19 protein-coding genes are annotated in these 16707 nt (G+C 38.6%); 3 read left to right on the forward strand and 16 right to left on the reverse strand.

Annotated features, from left to right (window positions below; translation table 11 throughout):
* Positions 1-3: 3 nt before the first annotated feature.
* The 8 genes from P1K33_RS08800 to P1K33_RS08835 all read right to left on the reverse strand — a co-directional run bounded on the left by P1K33_RS08800 (position 4) and on the right by P1K33_RS08835 (position 5598).
* Positions 4-1113 carry a hypothetical protein gene (locus P1K33_RS08800; protein ID WP_284652577.1) on the reverse strand — a complete coding sequence of 370 codons (1110 nt, stop codon included), beginning with the start codon at positions 1111-1113 and terminating at the stop codon, positions 4-6.
* Positions 1114-1145: 32 nt separating this feature from the next.
* Positions 1146-1631, reverse strand: a complete 486-nt coding sequence (locus tag P1K33_RS08805) for a hypothetical protein (protein ID WP_284652579.1) — start codon at positions 1629-1631, stop codon at positions 1146-1148.
* 60 nt (positions 1632-1691) lie between these two features.
* Entirely contained in the window at positions 1692-2225 is a 534-nt protein-coding gene (locus P1K33_RS08810; RefSeq protein ID WP_284652580.1) for a GNAT family N-acetyltransferase, read from the reverse strand.
* Positions 2222-2752, reverse strand: coding sequence for a GNAT family N-acetyltransferase (locus P1K33_RS08815; RefSeq protein WP_284652581.1), 531 nt, complete (start codon positions 2750-2752; stop codon positions 2222-2224). Before P1K33_RS08815 ends, P1K33_RS08810 begins: the two co-directional genes overlap by 4 nt.
* Positions 2749-3126 carry a VOC family protein gene (locus tag P1K33_RS08820; protein WP_284652582.1) on the reverse strand — a complete coding sequence of 126 codons (378 nt, stop codon included), beginning with the start codon at positions 3124-3126 and terminating at the stop codon, positions 2749-2751. The genes P1K33_RS08815 and P1K33_RS08820 overlap by 4 nt, the downstream gene beginning before the upstream one ends.
* Positions 3127-3243: 117 nt before the next feature.
* Positions 3244-4110 carry a nucleoside phosphorylase gene (locus tag P1K33_RS08825; protein ID WP_284652583.1) on the reverse strand — a complete coding sequence of 289 codons (867 nt, stop codon included), beginning with the start codon at positions 4108-4110 and terminating at the stop codon, positions 3244-3246.
* Positions 4111-4237: 127 nt separating this feature from the next.
* The gene (locus P1K33_RS08830) at positions 4238-4570 is read right to left on the reverse strand and encodes a translation initiation factor (protein WP_284652584.1); all 333 of its coding nucleotides are present in this window, start codon (positions 4568-4570) and stop codon (positions 4238-4240) included.
* A 74-nt stretch (positions 4571-4644) separates the two neighbouring features.
* Entirely contained in the window at positions 4645-5598 is a 954-nt protein-coding gene (locus tag P1K33_RS08835; protein ID WP_284652585.1) for an isopenicillin N synthase family dioxygenase, read from the reverse strand.
* Between the two features lie 208 nt (positions 5599-5806).
* On the opposite strand from P1K33_RS08835, the gene P1K33_RS08840 reads away from it, so the two are divergent.
* Together P1K33_RS08840 and P1K33_RS08845 are read left to right on the forward strand one after the other, a co-directional pair.
* Positions 5807-6538, forward strand: coding sequence for a T9SS type A sorting domain-containing protein (locus P1K33_RS08840; RefSeq protein WP_284652586.1), 732 nt, complete (start codon positions 5807-5809; stop codon positions 6536-6538).
* 139 nt (positions 6539-6677) lie between these two features.
* Positions 6678-8654 carry an alpha-ketoacid dehydrogenase subunit alpha/beta gene (locus tag P1K33_RS08845; protein WP_284652587.1) on the forward strand — a complete coding sequence of 659 codons (1977 nt, stop codon included), beginning with the start codon at positions 6678-6680 and terminating at the stop codon, positions 8652-8654.
* Positions 8655-8716: 62 nt separating this feature from the next.
* On the opposite strand, the gene P1K33_RS08850 is transcribed toward P1K33_RS08845, so the two are convergent.
* The 3 genes from P1K33_RS08850 to P1K33_RS08860 form a co-directional block, all read right to left on the reverse strand.
* On the reverse strand, positions 8717-9127 hold the full coding sequence (locus tag P1K33_RS08850; RefSeq protein WP_284652588.1) for a YMGG-like glycine zipper-containing protein: 411 nt from the start codon (positions 9125-9127) through the stop codon (positions 8717-8719).
* Between the two features lie 68 nt (positions 9128-9195).
* Positions 9196-9354, reverse strand: coding sequence for a hypothetical protein (locus P1K33_RS08855; protein WP_284652589.1), 159 nt, complete (start codon positions 9352-9354; stop codon positions 9196-9198).
* Positions 9355-9538: 184 nt separating this feature from the next.
* Positions 9539-10288, reverse strand: coding sequence for a DUF4328 domain-containing protein (locus P1K33_RS08860; RefSeq protein WP_284652591.1), 750 nt, complete (start codon positions 10286-10288; stop codon positions 9539-9541).
* A gap of 210 nt (positions 10289-10498) precedes the next feature.
* Here P1K33_RS08860 and katG point away from each other — a divergent pair, with 210 nt between their 5' ends.
* Positions 10499-12673 (forward strand): catalase/peroxidase HPI, encoded by a 2175-nt coding sequence (gene katG / locus P1K33_RS08865; RefSeq protein ID WP_284652592.1) that lies wholly within the window; start codon positions 10499-10501, stop codon positions 12671-12673.
* Between the two features lie 72 nt (positions 12674-12745).
* On the opposite strand, the gene P1K33_RS08870 is transcribed toward katG, so the two are convergent.
* The 5 genes from P1K33_RS08870 to P1K33_RS08890 form a co-directional block, all read right to left on the reverse strand.
* A complete protein-coding gene (locus tag P1K33_RS08870; protein WP_284652593.1) occupies positions 12746-13057 on the reverse strand; it encodes a hypothetical protein in 312 nt (103 codons plus the stop codon).
* An 11-nt stretch (positions 13058-13068) separates the two neighbouring features.
* On the reverse strand, positions 13069-13431 hold the full coding sequence (locus tag P1K33_RS08875; RefSeq protein ID WP_284652635.1) for a DUF2200 domain-containing protein: 363 nt from the start codon (positions 13429-13431) through the stop codon (positions 13069-13071).
* Between the two features lie 85 nt (positions 13432-13516).
* Positions 13517-14008, reverse strand: a complete 492-nt coding sequence (locus P1K33_RS08880; protein ID WP_284652594.1) for a hypothetical protein — start codon at positions 14006-14008, stop codon at positions 13517-13519.
* A gap of 18 nt (positions 14009-14026) precedes the next feature.
* Entirely contained in the window at positions 14027-14893 is an 867-nt protein-coding gene (locus tag P1K33_RS08885; protein WP_284652595.1) for a class I SAM-dependent methyltransferase, read from the reverse strand.
* 120 nt (positions 14894-15013) lie between these two features.
* Complete coding sequence (locus P1K33_RS08890) at positions 15014-16471, reverse strand: toll/interleukin-1 receptor domain-containing protein (protein WP_284652596.1); 1458 nt, start codon at positions 16469-16471, stop codon at positions 15014-15016.
* Positions 16472-16707 lie beyond the last annotated feature (236 nt).

Here is a 16707-nt window from a genome sequence, read left to right on the forward strand (position 1 = left end):
GATTTAGTTTTTTTGTTTTGCCATCCATTGCAGCCAGGAATCATAAGCCAGACGTTCGTTGCCGTTCTGATCTTTTAAGCCGGTGTCCTGCCAAAGACCAAATAAATCCTGGTATAAACCCATCGACACCAAAGTCTGATTGGCGTGATCATAATCTTTACTGCAGAACCAAATGATGAATTCGGCCTGATGCGTATTGCAAAGTTGGCACATTTTCTCCAGATAATCCTTTTGCCAAGCTTCGGTGCCCTGTTTGTTTAAACTGAATGATGGAATGACTAAGTTTTCAGCTATATAGGCGGTCTCGGCAATCACCAAAGGTTTGTTGGCCAAATTGATGAATCGCTCAAAATAATTCGCCGGAAACAGCGCGGGATTTGTGTTTCCTCCCGCAGAAGAACTTACGGTGACATAAGGATAAGCACTCAATCCGACATAATCGGTATAGGGAATTAACTGATTGGCATTGTTGAGACCTTCGGTAGTTTCATCCACGATAAAGCTCACGAATAGAGGAATGTTTGGGTATTTGTTTTTCAGATAAGGGTAAATCTGGGATAAAAAATCTTTGTATAACGCAAAATCAGCATTTGGAAAAGTAGCCACATTACTTTCAACGCCATAGTTGATATAATCAGGTTGAAAAGAATCGATTAACCAACTCATATAATTTTTATAGGCCATAATTACATCAGGATGATTGACCGGTAAATTTTCCCAGTTGTCCTGAATCGTTCCGGAAACTGTTGAATTGGCATAGTAATCTGCTTTGTGGATTCGGGTTAAATTCAAAGCCGAAACGCTCAATAAAATTTTCTTATTGGCTGAAGTCCTTGTAATCCTGTTTTGCACATCCTGTTGGAGTTGGACAGGCATGGGTTGGTTGTTGAATGCTTCTTCATAGGGAATGCCATCGTCAAAATGATGGGAAACCATATCGCAATGCTCGTTGATGAACTGGTAAACGGTATCCACTTCTGCTAGAGTGAAATCGCCCGGCCATGGCGTTACGCCCATATAAAACGATCTTTTCTCCGTTCCGGTTGCATCGTTATCGCTGCAACCAACGGTGAAGAAGTAAATAATGCATAAAGTCAATAATAAATGCTTCATTGTTTTTTTGTTTTGTTTAGCGAAAAACTGCTTTAATGGCTGGACTTAATTTTATATGCATTATCAAAGTATTTGTCATATTCACTTCTGCTTAACTTGTATTTACACTTCGCAGATGGATGTAATTGGTCTAACATAAAACCATGAACTGGCATTTTCACTCGTGTACAAGTTCCAGACAAATGAACAGTTACAGTTGCTGTATCTTTCAAATGAGTATGAAATAATTCTCTAATTTCAGAATAATTTCTTTCAGCTAAACCTCTAAAAGCATAACATCTTAAAAGTGCATTGTCATGTTCAGTTAAAAATACTAGATCGTCATTTGAAGCAATATTTTGCAGAGCTTTAAATTTTCTATTTTCGCTTGTTTCATCTAGCAAAACCAGCTTTTCTTTAGATAAGCTATCAACCGCAATCTGGACTTTTTTGTCAAGCTTATCTTTTTCTGTTTGTCTTGAACAAAAGGAAAATAACATTTGGACAAAAAGAAGAAAAATTAAACTATGTTTTCTCATAATAGTTGATTTAGTCTTGCCATTAACTATAATATAAACGTCAAATTCCCCAAAATAGTATTAACGATTAGGGTTTTTCATTTGCCACCAATTCCAGATGACACCATCTTTATCGGGATAGTTTTCAATGAATGACATTCCGATTTTTTCCAAAACACGATTGGAAGCGCCATTTTCGTGATGCGCATAGGCGTTCATAATATCAATTTTCATTTCGTTAAAACCATAATCCAACCAGGCCAATGAAGCTTCAGAAGCATAACCTTTGCCCCAGAATTTTGGGTTCAATCGATAGCCATAATCATAAAAGTTGATATTACCGTTTTCGGGTTCATCAGTGATAAATTTGATACCAGTCCAACCGATGAATTCGCCGGTTTCTTTTAGGATTGTGGCAAATCGACCAATATTATTTCTTTCATATTGACCGTGGATGTTTTCGATAACTTTAATGATTTCTTCAATGGTTTGTGTCGGATTCTGCCAAAGGTATTTGTGCACTTCGGGATTACTATCCATGGCAAACATATCGGCTGCATCAGAAAGTTCCAATGGGCGAAGTATAAGTCGGTCGGTTGCTAGAGTTATGTTCATTTATTGAATTTGTTTTTTTCAAATTGGTACCAACTGTGTGGCTGATTATTGGCTAAATATTCATTGGTAAATTCAAAACCGAGTTTTTGCAAAACGGTATTGGAACCAATATTGTCACTCACGGCGCAGGCATAGATGATAGGCAGTTTCATTGTGTTGAAGCCGTATTCCAACCAGGCGATTGCCGCTTCGGTGGCGTAACCTTTGCGCCAGTGTTCTTCGGCAAACCGATAGCCCAAATCATAAAAATCGATATGATTGTTTTCTAAAGCCGCCCTGTATTTTAACCCTGAAAAGCCGATGAGTTTATTCGTGTTCTTTAAAATCACGGCAAATCTTCCAATCCCGTTTTTCTGGTATTCATTGATGATTTTCTGAATGTACTGTTTGGTTTCTTCTCTTGTCTGCAAAGGATTTCTCAAATAGGCATTGACATTTGGGTTGTTATTCATCGCAAAGAAATCATCCACATCAGAAAGTTCCAATGGGCGAAGGATCAATCGTTCGGTTTCAAGAATTAGATTCATGCCGTTTTTGAGCTTGAAATGATAATGCGATAGCCGTCAGGATCTAAAACCATAATGCCGTTTTGGTTCCAATAGGGATTTTTTGACTCAATGGTTTTAATACCGTTTTCGGCCAGCTGATCAATCAAAGCTTTATATTCTGATATGGTTTTCGGATAAAAAACCAGTATATCGTCTTCATCAAAAGTGTGCTTGGCCAAATCGTCGGATTTTGTAAATTCCAAATGCCAGTCTAGCGTTGGTTTCCCAATAAAAATACCGTCATAACCATCATGGTTTTCAAAACTGCCCAATAATTCCATGCCCAAAACATCAATATAGAAAGCTTTGATTCTTTCTAAATCGTTGGTGTGTCGGGCATATCTGAAAGTCATGGTTTTTACATTTTTAGCCCCGATTGCAGCAAGTATCCTTTTTTTAAAATAAGCACCTCGACTGCGCTCGGTGTGACAAAAAAAGATACTGCGGAAAGCGGGAATTGGCTTCTAAAATTATTGAGACAATTTATCCAAAGTATACGCAATCAAAGCATCTACGGCTTTGTATGGGTCTTCGCTGAACGTTCCCGTCGCCCTGTTGGCGATGATAGCGTTCAATGACAAACAGTTGTGTCCAAGGAGTTTTCCTAAACCGTAAATCGCTGCGGTCTCCATTTCGAGGTTGGTCATTTTAATGCCTTCGAATTCGAAGCTGTCCATTTTGGTATTCAATTCAGGATCCTGGATTTCGAGACGCAACACACGGCCTTGTGGTCCGTAGAAACCGCCGGCAGTTCCGGTGAAACCTTTGTGCATTTGGCTACTTTCGATTCGTTTTTCCAAGGTTTCCGAACAGGTAATTACATATGGTCGCCCTTTTCTCAAGTCCCAATCAGTTTGTTTGATGAAGGCTTCTTCGAGGTTTTTTTCTGAAACTTCGTCAATCAGATAGGAGCGAAGCATATTGTCTAAGCCCATGCCGTATTTGCTCATCACAAAGCTGTCGCAGGGAATATCAGCCTGCAGCGAACCCGAGGTTCCGATGCGGACAATGTTTAGGGAAACCAATTCTTCTTTTGGCTCACGGGTTTCCAAATCGATGTTGACCAAAGCATCCAGTTCGTTCATCACGATGTCGATATTGTCCGGGCCGATTCCGGTGGACATTACGGTCATTCTTTTGCCTTTAAACTTCCCGGTTTGGGTTTTGAATTCGCGTTTTTGGGTCGAGAATTCTATACTGTCAAAGAACTGCGTGATTTTTTCTACTCGGTTTTGGTCGCCCACAAAGATGATATCATGTGCGATATGTTCGGGTTTGAGGTTTAAGTGATAGACGCTGCCGTCAGGGTTTAATATTAATTCTGATGATTGGATCATTTTGAGTTATGAGTTATGAGTTATGAGTTATGAGTTATGAGTTATGAGTTATGAGTTTTTACCTTTTAACTTCAACTCTATTATATGTTTTTTTCTTGCTTTTTTTCTCTTGCTTCTTACTTCTGAATCATCCTCCGACACGTTTGGTTTTGAAGCCTTTGTCCTGAAGCAGTTTCATGATTTTGTCGCGGTAATCGCCTTGAATGATGATGGCGCCGTCTTTGAAAGTACCGCCAACGCTGAGTTTGGTTTTGATTTCCTTGGCTAAGACTTTGAAATCCTCGTCACTGCCATCATAGCCTTCGATGATGGTTGTTGCTTTGCCTTTGCGTTTTTCGTATTTGCAAATCATCGGCTCCTTTTGGATAAAAAGCTCGTGATTTTCTTCGGCAACTGCTTCCGGTTCGTTCGATGGTTCGTGGTCGGGAAAGAGTTTTTTTAATTGTTCCTGTAAGTCCATTTTAATTTGTAAAAAACCAAAAAAGACATCAAGTGTAAAACTCAATGTCTTTAATGAAATTATTGAATTAACCTTTACTTTTTCTTTAATCCTAGTTCTACCAGTCTTTCGTCAAGGAATTCACCTGCCGTGATGTCTTCAAATCCTTTCGGATGATCGGCATCAATACACTTCTCTAGACAGTTTAGTGGCATATCGCTCACCGGGTGCATAAAGAACGGAATAGAAAAACGTGATGTTCCCCACAATTCTCTTGGAGGATTCACTACCTGGTGAATCGTTGATTTCAATTTGTTATTGGTGTGGCGTGATAACATATCGCCCACATTAATCATCAACTCGTCCGGTTGTGCAATAGCATCTACCCATTCGCCGTTGTGATTTTGTACCTGTAATCCTTTCCCTTGTGCCCCCATTAAAAGTGTTATCAGGTTGATGTCACCATGTGCGGCAGCACGTACGGCGCCGTCTTTTGGTTCGTCAGTGATTGGCGGATAATGGATAGGTCTTAGGATACTGTTACCGTCTTTGATGTAGTTATCAAAATAAAACTCGTCCAAACCAATGTACAAAGCCAAAGCTCTTAATACATAAATACCTGTTTTTTCAAGCATTTTGTAAGCTTCCTTACCAACCTCATTAAAATGTGGCAATTCAGAAACGGTTACATTGTCCGGGTATTCGTGAGCGTATTTTGATCCTTCGCTAACGTATTGTCCAAAATGCCAAAATTCTTTCAAGTCACCGGCTGAACGCCCTTTTGCATGTTCTTTTCCAAAAGAAACATAACCGCGTTGGCCACCGATACCGGGAATTTCATAATTAGCTTTGGTTTCCAAAGGTAAGTTGAAGAAGTTACGCACTTCAGCGTATAAATCTCCTACCAGTTTGTCATCAAGAAAATGACCTTTTAGTGCTACGAAGCCAATGTCTTCGTAAGCTTTTCCGATTTCATTTACAAATTTTTGTTTACGTGCCGGATCGTCCGACAGGAAATCACGTAAGTCAACACTTGGAATTTGTTGCATACTACTAAAACTTTTTTGTTAATAACTTAAGTTGGAAAAATTCCAACCATAACTACAAATGTAACTAATTTTTAAATATAAAAATCCAAAGTTATTAACAATTGTTTCAGGATTATAGACTCATTCATAGAAGGTTAAAGACGTGTTGCTTTTTTAAATTAATTCCGTTAAATTTGGTTTATTATTAACCCCCTAAAAAAATACCACTATGAATAAACTTTACACTTTATTTTTATTTATAACCGTTGGGATGCAGGCACAGCCCGGCAATTTGTGTACGGATCCTATAGTGATTACCACTTTGCCTTATAGCACAACTGATAACACTTCCAACTACGGTGATAATTATGATCCGCCTACAGGTGCATCCATTGCCTGCGGTGCGGGAACTGCCGGTAATTACTATCTGGGAGGCAACGATGTGATTTACTCCTTTACGCCAGCGGTCAGCGGAACGGTTACCATTGAACTGCCTTCATCAGTTGCGTGGACTGGTCTTTTTGTTTTTACCAGTTGTGCCGGTATAGGTGCTCCGCCTTATGCCTGTAATTGTAGTTCGGCCGCCGGAAACAGAACCATCAGCAATATGGCGGTAACCGCGGGAACAACCTATTATATCGTAATTTCCTCGTGGCCTGCGCCTCAAACCATTGCCTATACTTTGAATGTAACCCAAACAACCCTGGATAACAATGAAGTTAGCCAACCAAAATCAGTGGCTTTGTATCCTAATCCGGTGCGTCATGAATTGTTTTTGGAAACCAATGACATTATTAAAAACGTGAATATTATATCGGTTAACGGCCAACGTTTGACAGCCAAACTGCAAAGCAATAACAGCATTAATGTAGAAGGTTTGTCAGCCGGGTTTTATATCCTTGAAATGACCACGGAAGATGGCGTTACCTTGCACAAGAATTTTATAAAAGCAGCAAATTAATTTAGAACCTATTTATAGTGAACCCCAAGCGATGATTCATTTGGGGTTTTTATTTTGGCAAAATTGTGGCCAACTTTCCCATAAAAACTACAACGATTGAAATCTGTTTTTATACTTTTGCAACACTAAAATAAAACCGATGAATTTCGACAGAAAAGAGTTATCCAACATCCAGTTATTGGATTTATATAAAAGACTGCTCAAACCCAGATTGATAGAAGAAAAAATGCTTATCCTGTTGCGTCAGGGTAAAGTATCCAAATGGTTTTCCGGTATCGGACAGGAAGCCATTTCAGTAGGAATTACAGCCGCTTTAGACAAAGACGAATACATTTTACCGATGCACCGAAACTTGGGAGTTTTTACCGGAAGAGACATTCCGTTGCACCGCTTGTTTTCGCAATGGCAGGGCAAGAAAACCGGTTTTACCAAAGGTAGAGATCGTTCGTTTCACTTTGGAACCCAGGAATTCAATATCATTGGTATGATTTCGCATTTGGGTCCGCAAATGGGTGTGGCTGACGGAATTGCTTTGGCCAATAAATTGAAAAATAACGGAAAAGTTACCGCAGTATTTACCGGTGAAGGCGCTACTTCTGAAGGCGATTTTCACGAAGCCTTAAACATTGCAGCAGTATGGGAATTGCCGGTGTTGTTTGTCATTGAAAATAACGGTTATGGTTTGTCAACACCAACGAATGAGCAATACCGTTGTGAGAACTTAGCCGATAAAGGTGTTGGTTACGGAATGGAAAGCCATATCATAGATGGGAACAATATTCTTGAGGTTTTTACCAAAATAGCCGAATTAAAAGCTTCGATGATTGACAATCCGAGACCGGTGTTGTTGGAGTTTAAAACTTTTAGAATGCGCGGACATGAAGAGGCGAGTGGTACCAAATATGTGCCACAGGAATTGATGGACCTGTGGGCCATTAAAGATCCGATTTCAAATTACAGAGACTATTTACTTCAGGTGAGTGTATTATCTGAAGAAGAAGATGAAAAAATAAAGAAAGCGATTAAAGCAGAAATCGATGAGCATTGGGCTATTACGGTAGCCGAACCGGAATGTGAAGCTGATTTAGCCGAAGAGCTCAAAGATATGTACGAACCTTACGAGTTCGAAGCCATCAATCATGGTGAGGCTGTTGAGAATATCCGTGTGGTGGATGCGATTTCGAATGCGTTGCGCCAGTCGATGGAACGCCATGACAATTTGGTCATTATGGGACAAGATATTGCCGAATATGGTGGTGCTTTTAAAATCACTGATGGTTTTGTGGCACAGTTTGGCAAAGAAAGGGTTCGCAACACGCCCATCTGTGAAAGTGCCGTAGTTTCGGCTGCCAATGGATTGTCAATTAACGGACACAAAGCGATTGTTGAAATGCAGTTTGCCGATTTTGTTTCGACGGGTTTTAATCCGATAGTCAATCTTTTGGCCAAACAACATTACCGTTGGAATGAAAAAGCCGATGTTGTAGTGCGTATGCCTTGTGGCGGCGGAACACAGGCCGGACCGTTTCACTCACAAACCAATGAAGCCTGGTTTACCAAAACTCCGGGATTGAAAGTGGTTTATCCGGCATTTCCTTATGATGCTAAAGGCTTACTGAATACCGCTATCAACGACCCGAATCCGGTGATGTATTTTGAGCACAAACAATTGTACCGTTCGGTTTACCAAGATGTGCCGACGGATTATTATACCATTCCATTTGGTAAAGCAGCATTACTAAAAGAAGGAACTCAGGTAACGGTTATTTCTTTTGGTGCCGGAGTGCATTGGGCTTTAGAAACTTTGAGCAAACATGCTGAAATTAGTGCTGATTTATTGGATTTGCGCAGTTTGCAACCCTTGGATACAGAAACTATTTTTGCTTCGGTTAAGAAAACCGGAAAAGTGATTATACTGCAGGAAGATACTTTGTTTGGTGGCGTTTCCAGCGATATTTCTGCGATGATTATGGAACAATGTTTTGAGCATTTGGATGCACCAGTGCGACGAGTAGGAAGTTTGGAAACCGCGATTCCTTTTGTCAAAGCATTGGAAGATCAATATTTACCAAAAGACCGTTTTGAAGAGACACTTTTAGAATTAATGGCTTATTAAACCATTAAGATTTCAAATAAAAAAGGCGCTATGATTAGCGCCTTTTTTATTATCAGTATTGCTTAATTTTTCTTTTTTGATTCATCAATTACCGCTCCCGTTCCTGCACCGACGGCTGCCCCGGCAACGCCTCCAATTATGGCGCCTTCTCCTTTCTTTTTGGAAACGATGGCTCCGGTAACGGCACCTACACCGGCACCAATCAGCGCACCTTTAACCGGCGTGCTCATTCCTTTTTTCTTAGCTGTTGTAGTTGTATTTGTATTTGCACTGGCTGCCTGTTGCTGCTGTTCAGCTTCCTGTTGGGCCATAGCAGTTTTCATCGAGTCAATGATTCTTTGTTTTTCCATAACGACTTTCATGGAGTCAATGGTAGCCTGTTTCGCTCTTTCTTGTGCTGCTTTTTCTTCTTCCATATTTTTGCAGGAAAACGAAATAAGAGCTAAAGCAATAACTAAAAATATTTTTTTCATAACCTCAAGTATTTAATAAATGAATTCTAATTTACAAAAATAAATTGGGTGACAGCCTTTTTTATTGTCTAATGTTGCTGAGTCTTTTCTTTTTTGTTTTTTCTCATGTCTTTCTTAAAATAATCTCTCAATTCCCTTTCCTCTTTTCTATTTCGGATGAAATAGTAGATGACAAAATTGATGACGATTACGACTATAATACTAATAAGTATAAAATTGTCTTCCATGACTGTTCTTTGTTTACCCAAAACTAATAAAAAGCACTATCATTCAAAGCCTAAAAGTTTGAGAAATAAAAAAATAACCTTGAGCTGTTACTTTTTTTAAGAAAAAACGTATAAAATTATTATAGAATTTATTGTTTTATGAAAATTAACTGATTATTATTTCTCTTAACTGGCAGTGTAAAGTTTATGAGGTAAAAACTACATCACCTCCATTTCTGTTGACTTCGTCAGCCAGTTTGGCTTCAATATCGGCCATGTTGTTTATGATAACAATGACTAAAAAGGCCTCAATCACCTGTAAAACATCAGAAACCATATAAGCTTGGGAAAGTGTAATAATACTTTCCATTGTTTTGTTATCATCAAAGGCAGCGCTCATCAGGTAACGACCAATAAAATGGCTGATAATAAATAAGAACCACCAAACACCGATGCTAAATCTGTTGGGTTGTATGGTATAATTTGAATCCAGTTCCTTGATTTTATCCTGGGTTTTGTTCCATATTTCATACATCATTTGTACGGGTCTGAAAAGACAAATAATAGGGATGATAAAACTCCAAACCGCCATCGATTCTGAATGGAGTGGATCTTGTTTGATGCGATCCAAATTGCCATAGGCACGACGAAACCAACAGATAAAGAGGATAGCGGAAACAACCATTCCAATCATTTGGATAATAGCCAGTACTCTTTGTCGGGTATCACTGCTGGTAATGACTTCATCTGATAATATTTCACCTGCAGCCATGTCTTTCAAAAGCATAATTTCATAATAATCGGAAACTGAGGCTAATAATGTCAGGCCAAACATCAGCCAAAAAGCGATAATTAAATTTTTAGACCGTTGGGCATTGCTCCATATTTCAAAATGTTCCTTTGGTTCGTTTGTTTCTTCGATTTGGATTGGCTCTGGGAGTATGTTCTCTTCCATTGATTACAGATAATATATTGGATTAACAGTTTAACAAATTTTAAATTTATCAGTGGGCTAACATACAGAATGTCTTTCTCATTTCCTAAATAAAAAGCATAACCGATTTTAATATTGGCAATAGTTTTTATCTATTAAAAAAATAATTTAGCAAAGAAGACATTTGGTAACTTAGCACAACAAGTAATAAACAAAAAACCAATCATAATTATGGAAAACAACAGTAACGCTAACGGTGCAGGTAAGTGCCCGTTTTCCGGAGCACAGGTAAAGCAAGGCAGTGATGTGCCCAACAACAGTTTTTGGTGGCCTAATGCGCTTAACCTTGACATTTTACACCAACATGACACCAAGACCAATCCTCTTGGAGAAAATTTTAATTATGCTGCCGAATTCAAAAAATTAGACCTAGAAGCCTTAAAGAATGACCTCAAGAATCTGATGACCGAAAGTCAGGACTGGTGGCCGGCAGACTGGGGACATTATGGAGGATTAATGATTCGTATGGCCTGGCATAGTGCCGGAACCTATAGGATAGCTGATGGTCGTGGCGGAAGCAATACCGGAAATCTTCGCTTTGCTCCGCTTAACAGTTGGCCCGATAATGGAAATCTTGACAAAGCCCGCAGACTACTTTGGCCTGTTAAGAAAAAATATGGCAACAAGATTTCGTGGGCAGATTTAATGATATTGGCTGGGAATATGGCTTATGAGTCGATGGGCTTTAAAACATTTGGATTTGCCGGAGGTCGTGAAGACATTTGGCATCCTGAAAAAGATGTTTATTGGGGTTCTGAAAAAGAATGGTTGGCACCTTCAGGTAGTGAAAATAGCCGTTACTCAGGTCAGAGAGATTTAGAAAATCCGCTTGCTGCCGTAATGATGGGATTAATTTATGTGAATCCGGAAGGGGTTGATGGTAAATCAGATCCTTTAATGACAGCCAGAGACATGCGCGAAACCTTTTCGAGAATGGCCATGAACGATGAAGAAACTGTTGCCTTGACAGCAGGTGGACATACTGTTGGTAAAGCCCACGGAAATGCAGACGCAGCGGCTTTAGGTCATAGCCCTGAAGGAGCTGATTTGGAAGCACAAGGTTTCGGTTGGTTAAACCCCAAAGGAAAAGGAAATGGAGTCGATACCATAACCAGCGGACTGGAAGGCGCCTGGACTACACATCCGGACAGATGGAATCATACCTATTTTAATTTGTTGTTGAATCACGATTGGCAATTGACCAAAAGTCCGGCCGGAGCTTCGCAATGGGAACCGATAAGTATCAATGAAGAAGACAAGCCTTTTGATGCTCATATTAAAGGCGTGCGAAGAAACCCTATGATGACTGATGCGGATATGGCTTTGAAAATGGATCCGGAGTACCGTAAAATTTCAGAGAAGTTCCAAAACGATTATAAATATTTTGAGGATGTTTTTGCCAGAGCATGGTTCAAGTTAACCCATCGTGATTTAGGCCCGAAAAGCCGCTATTTAGGAGCCGATGTGCCTAAAGAAGATTTAATTTGGCAGGACCCGATCCCTTCGGTTAATTATACGCTTTCTGAATCTGAAATTGAAGAACTAAAAGGTAAACTTTTGAATTGTGGTTTAACCCCAACCGAATTGATCAATACCGCCTGGGACAGTGCCAGAACGTTTAGGGGTTCTGATTTCCGTGGTGGTGCCAACGGTGCCAGAATCCGTCTTGCTCCTCAAAAAGATTGGGAAGGAAATGAACCGGAACGTTTGCAAAAAGTATTAAACAAATTGACCGAACTGCAATCCGGGTTGAGCAAAAAGGTGAGTATAGCCGATTTGATTGTTCTTGGCGGAACTGCTGCGGTTGAAAAAGCAGCCGGAATTAAAGTTCCTTTTGCACCGGGTAGAGGTGATGCCACTGCCGAAATGACCGATGCCGATTCATTTGAAGTATTGGAGCCGCTGCACGATGGTTTTAGAAATTGGTTGAAAAAGGATTACACCGTACAACCCGAGGAAATGTTGCTTGACAAAGCGCAACTGATGGGATTAACAGCTCCTGAAATGACAGTGCTGATAGGAGGAATGCGTGTTTTGGGTACCAATTATGGCGGAACCAAACACGGTGTGTTTACAGACAATGTTGGTGTTTTAAGCAATGACTTCTTTGTCAATTTAACCGATATGAACTATTCCTGGAATCCGGCAGGCAAAAACTTATACAATATAGTGGATAGAAAAACCGGGCAGACCAAATGGACGGCAACAAGAGCTGATTTGGTTTTTGGGTCGAATGCCATTTTACGCGCTTACGCCGAAGTGTACGCACAAGACGATAACAAAGAAAAATTTGTCAAAGACTTTGTGGCGGCGTGGACTAAGGTGATGAACTTAGATCGTTTTTGATTTAGCTTAATAGAAATTTTATCAATAGAAAAAGGTGGTTCATTTGAGCCACTTTTTTTATGGTAGGATTATTTAAAAAATGGCCAATGGTTTTTTTCTACTCATTAAAGCACCTATTACCGTTGCTATCATTCCAATAGGAAAAAACAATGCTGCACCGGTGGCACATCTTGAGGAACTACCCGCTGCCGCCATTGATTCTACGATTCCATTGGCACTTACTATCATTGAGCCAAATGTGCAGACAATTCCACAGCCAATGACTAAAATTATAATTAAAAAATCAGGAAACTTAGGAACTGCTTTTCTTTTGAGTAATTTTAAAAACAAGGCCACTATTATTGGTAACAGCGCAATTAATAACGGATAAATAAAGATTTTCATTTTTTGATTTTTTACTTCCTTAAAATCTTTTCCATTGGTCTCCCTTTGGCCAATTCATCAATCAATTTGTCTAAATACCTTGCTTGTTTTGTTAAAGGATTTTCCAATTCTTCAATCTTATAGCCACAGATGGTTCCTGTAATAAGCTCGGCTTTCGGGTTCAATTTGGCTTTATGAAAAAAGGTTTCAAAAGTTACTCTTTCGTCAATCAGCTCTCGGAGTTTGTTTTCATCAAAACCGGTCAGCCATTCTATGACCTGATGCAATTCCTGTTTTGTACGGCCTTTGCTCTCCACTTTTGTGACATAATGCGGATAGACCGAGGCAAATATCATCTTCGCTATTCGCTCATTGTGTTCGGGTGTTGCTTTCATTGTCTTAAAGATTCTTTGTTGTTTTATCAAATTGAAATCTGCTCCAACAGCATTTTGCATTGGCTGAAAAGACTGTAAACCACGGTTAACCGGCATTTTTTGTATTCAAAAAGGAGCGAACCTCAATCTCATTATCTTTTAGCCTTTGTACTTCGGCAGTAAATTGCTCTTCGTTGAATATGATTAAATCAATAGTAGTCAGTCCCATTGGCCCGAAATTGTTTTCTGAAAGGTAAAGGTTGTTGGATAGTTTGATAAAGGCAGATTGGTCAAAATCAACTTCGTCACCATCATAACTGAAATAAAAATCCAGTATGGTTTGTCCGGCAAAAGAGGTTTTCAATTTATCAGGAACCGACTTTCCGGCCTCAAACATCTTTTTATAATAATCCAAATTGTCATAGGTCAAATTGAGATAATCATCGTCGTCATATTTCGGGATGTCAATAATCCAATTGTTGGCCAGTTTTATATAAGTATGGAAAGACTGCAAACCATATTCATTCTCCGGAATATAGTGAAACCTCAAGTCTTCAATCTCTTGTCCGATAAGCTCTGATAATTTTAGTGTATCCATTTAATGCCTGATAATGTTTTATGGTTTTTCCCCAACTGCTACAATCATTTCGCATGGTCCGGTAAAGCCTTTTTCAGATTCAAATTTTTGAAGCTCTGTTTCAATTTCTTCCCAAACCGCTTCTTTTTCTGCAGCTGATAAATTGCTCATCATTTGATGCAGGGCGCCAAATGACTCTTTTTCAAACCGCACGCAATCGCTTGCTGAGGTAAGCTGTAAAGGCGAATCTACCAATTCTGATTTCACATTTATAAATCCGGCTTGTTCAAATGCTTTTTCAATAACCCCTTCAGCACCCAGGCTGAAAGGTCCGGGTTGACCAGGCAACGGCGGTGGCAAATTGGCCCGGTTGCGGATAATGGAAACCGGAATCGAGAAAAATTTATTTTTATCGGGAGTGGAATACACTATGGCGGCTACTTTTCCGCCTGGTTTAAGTACCCGTAACATCTCTTTCAAGGCGCGCTGCTGATCGGGAAAATAGATCAGCCCAACCCTGGAAATAACAGCATCAAAGGTTTCATCCTCAACCGTCAGGTTTTCGCCATCCATTACTTTTGTCCTGATATTGCCCAAGCCATTTTGCTCAGCCAGCTTTTGGGCAAACTCCAAAATGTTAGAGGAAATGTCAGTCGCCAGGACTTCACCCGAAGGGCCAACTTTTTGGGCTGTGGTGATGGATTGTTCACCCGCTCCTGCAGCGACATCAAGTACCCGATGTCCGGTGCTGACACCTGCCATAACAAGCATTCTTTCTGTGGCATTGCCCAGCCATTGGTGAAGCGTAGGACTCCAGCGATACCAAGCATCGGCAGTTTCCTGCCACTGGTCGCGGGTGGTGTTTTTGTACTTAATGGGGTCAAATTGTGGTGTTGCGGGTTCCATAATATTTGATTTTAAGTTTAAATGTAAGGATTTTTAATGACCTGCGAGGTTTTGTAGGGATGCCGTTCTTGCTTATTGTTACAAGGTTGATGCTGCAAATAGCTGTTGTTATCAGTTTTGTTAATTAAGAGTTGCAACATTTTCAAAATTAAGAGCTTCTTTTATGTTAGGAATTCTATAATAACCTCTTTCAGGTTTTTCCTTTTCGGCTAATTCTGATATCTTTTTTTTGAATTCATTGACATCATTGAGGTCAAATAAATATTTTATTTTTTCAAAATATCTTTTAGAAATTATTTTTGGAAATAACTCATAATTCCAGGAGTTATAACAACTTGTTTCGGGGAACCAATCATGTCTAAAAAAGCCACTTGATTTTGCTGGATAGAATAAAGACATGTAATAGTTTAATAAATCTGAAGTAATATTATCTTCAAATTTTAATATTGTCGAATATTTTTTAATTAAATCAGCAACAACGCTTACTCTTTTGGGATTAATTGATTGGTTTTTAAATTCATTCAAAGTGTAAACATATTGCCTAAACATTGTGAAATTTAATACTTCGGGTTTAGCGGTATCTCTTTTTGTAACAAAGAAATTATTTTGATATATAAAATTTAGTGTTTTAAATCTCTCATTTTTTAAAAGTACTGTTACAAAACTTATGAATAAATCATAGTTGAAAAATCTATAATTGTCGTTGATGGCATCTTGTAGATTATTACTTGAACTTATTCGTACTTCGCTATCTTCATAAAATTGCAATAGTTGTTCAAAAAAATCTAAAAAAAGTTCTCCAAAATCTTCATCAGAATACTTAGATATAACATTTAAAAATTCTATAAAATCATTTTTAAGAGGTTGCATTTGTTCAATTGACAACTCGACTTTTTCAATAAAGTTATTAGTGTTTATTCCGTCTTTTTGAATATCCAGTTTAAATAACAGAAGACTTTGGATAAATGTTTCCAGGTAGTCTTTTATAAACAACAAGCTGTTTTTGTTTCCATTTAAAAAGGAGTTTTTAATTTGAACTACTTTATGAGCGGTTGGCAAGAATAAAGGACTTTCATCTTCCAAGTGTACTGGCATTTTTCCAATTGGAGGCCTCTTTGAAATCGGTTTATTAAAAATATTCCGTATTAATTTTTCATAATTTTCTTCAAAAATTTCATCACTACTTAAGTCAATGAAAATCCTTGAGTTTATAAATGTGGGTAAACAAGGTTTGCTGTTTTCATATTCCATTACTATCGGTATGAATTTTGTTTGCTCCACTTGATTATAAATTTCGTCTGAAACAATTAAACTTTCAATTCCAACACCACCCTTTTTTTCATTAGCTTTTTGGGCATACTCTTTATTGCAAATTAATAATACTTTATTAACGGTTTCATCATTTACCATTTGTTCCATAAAATGGTATTTATCTTGACCTTCTTTTAGATCCCAATCGTCAAGAATTATGTGAATTCCGTCATTAGTCAGTCTTTCAGCCAATTCAATAACTTTCAATTTGTTAGTATATGGTTTCCAGCTATATGAGATAAAAATCTTTTTTATTTCTTGTGACATAAGTCTGTTGTTAAAATTGCTGCCAACTTGTTAATCAGTATGATAAGCTTATTTCTTTTCAGCTAATTTAATAAAAATAGTACAAATTTTATTTTTTGGCGCAATTATTTGTCAGTTTCGTCCACGCTTTCTCCACAGTTTGTTCGCAAAATGACCCTGTTTTGCGAACAAAACCCGAACAAAACCCAAACACTTCGAGTGTTCTCGATACAATTTTTACTTCGCAAAAATCACTC

The organism is Flavobacterium terrisoli, assembly GCF_030167905.1.
GTDB lineage: Bacteria > Bacteroidota > Bacteroidia > Flavobacteriales > Flavobacteriaceae > Flavobacterium > Flavobacterium terrisoli.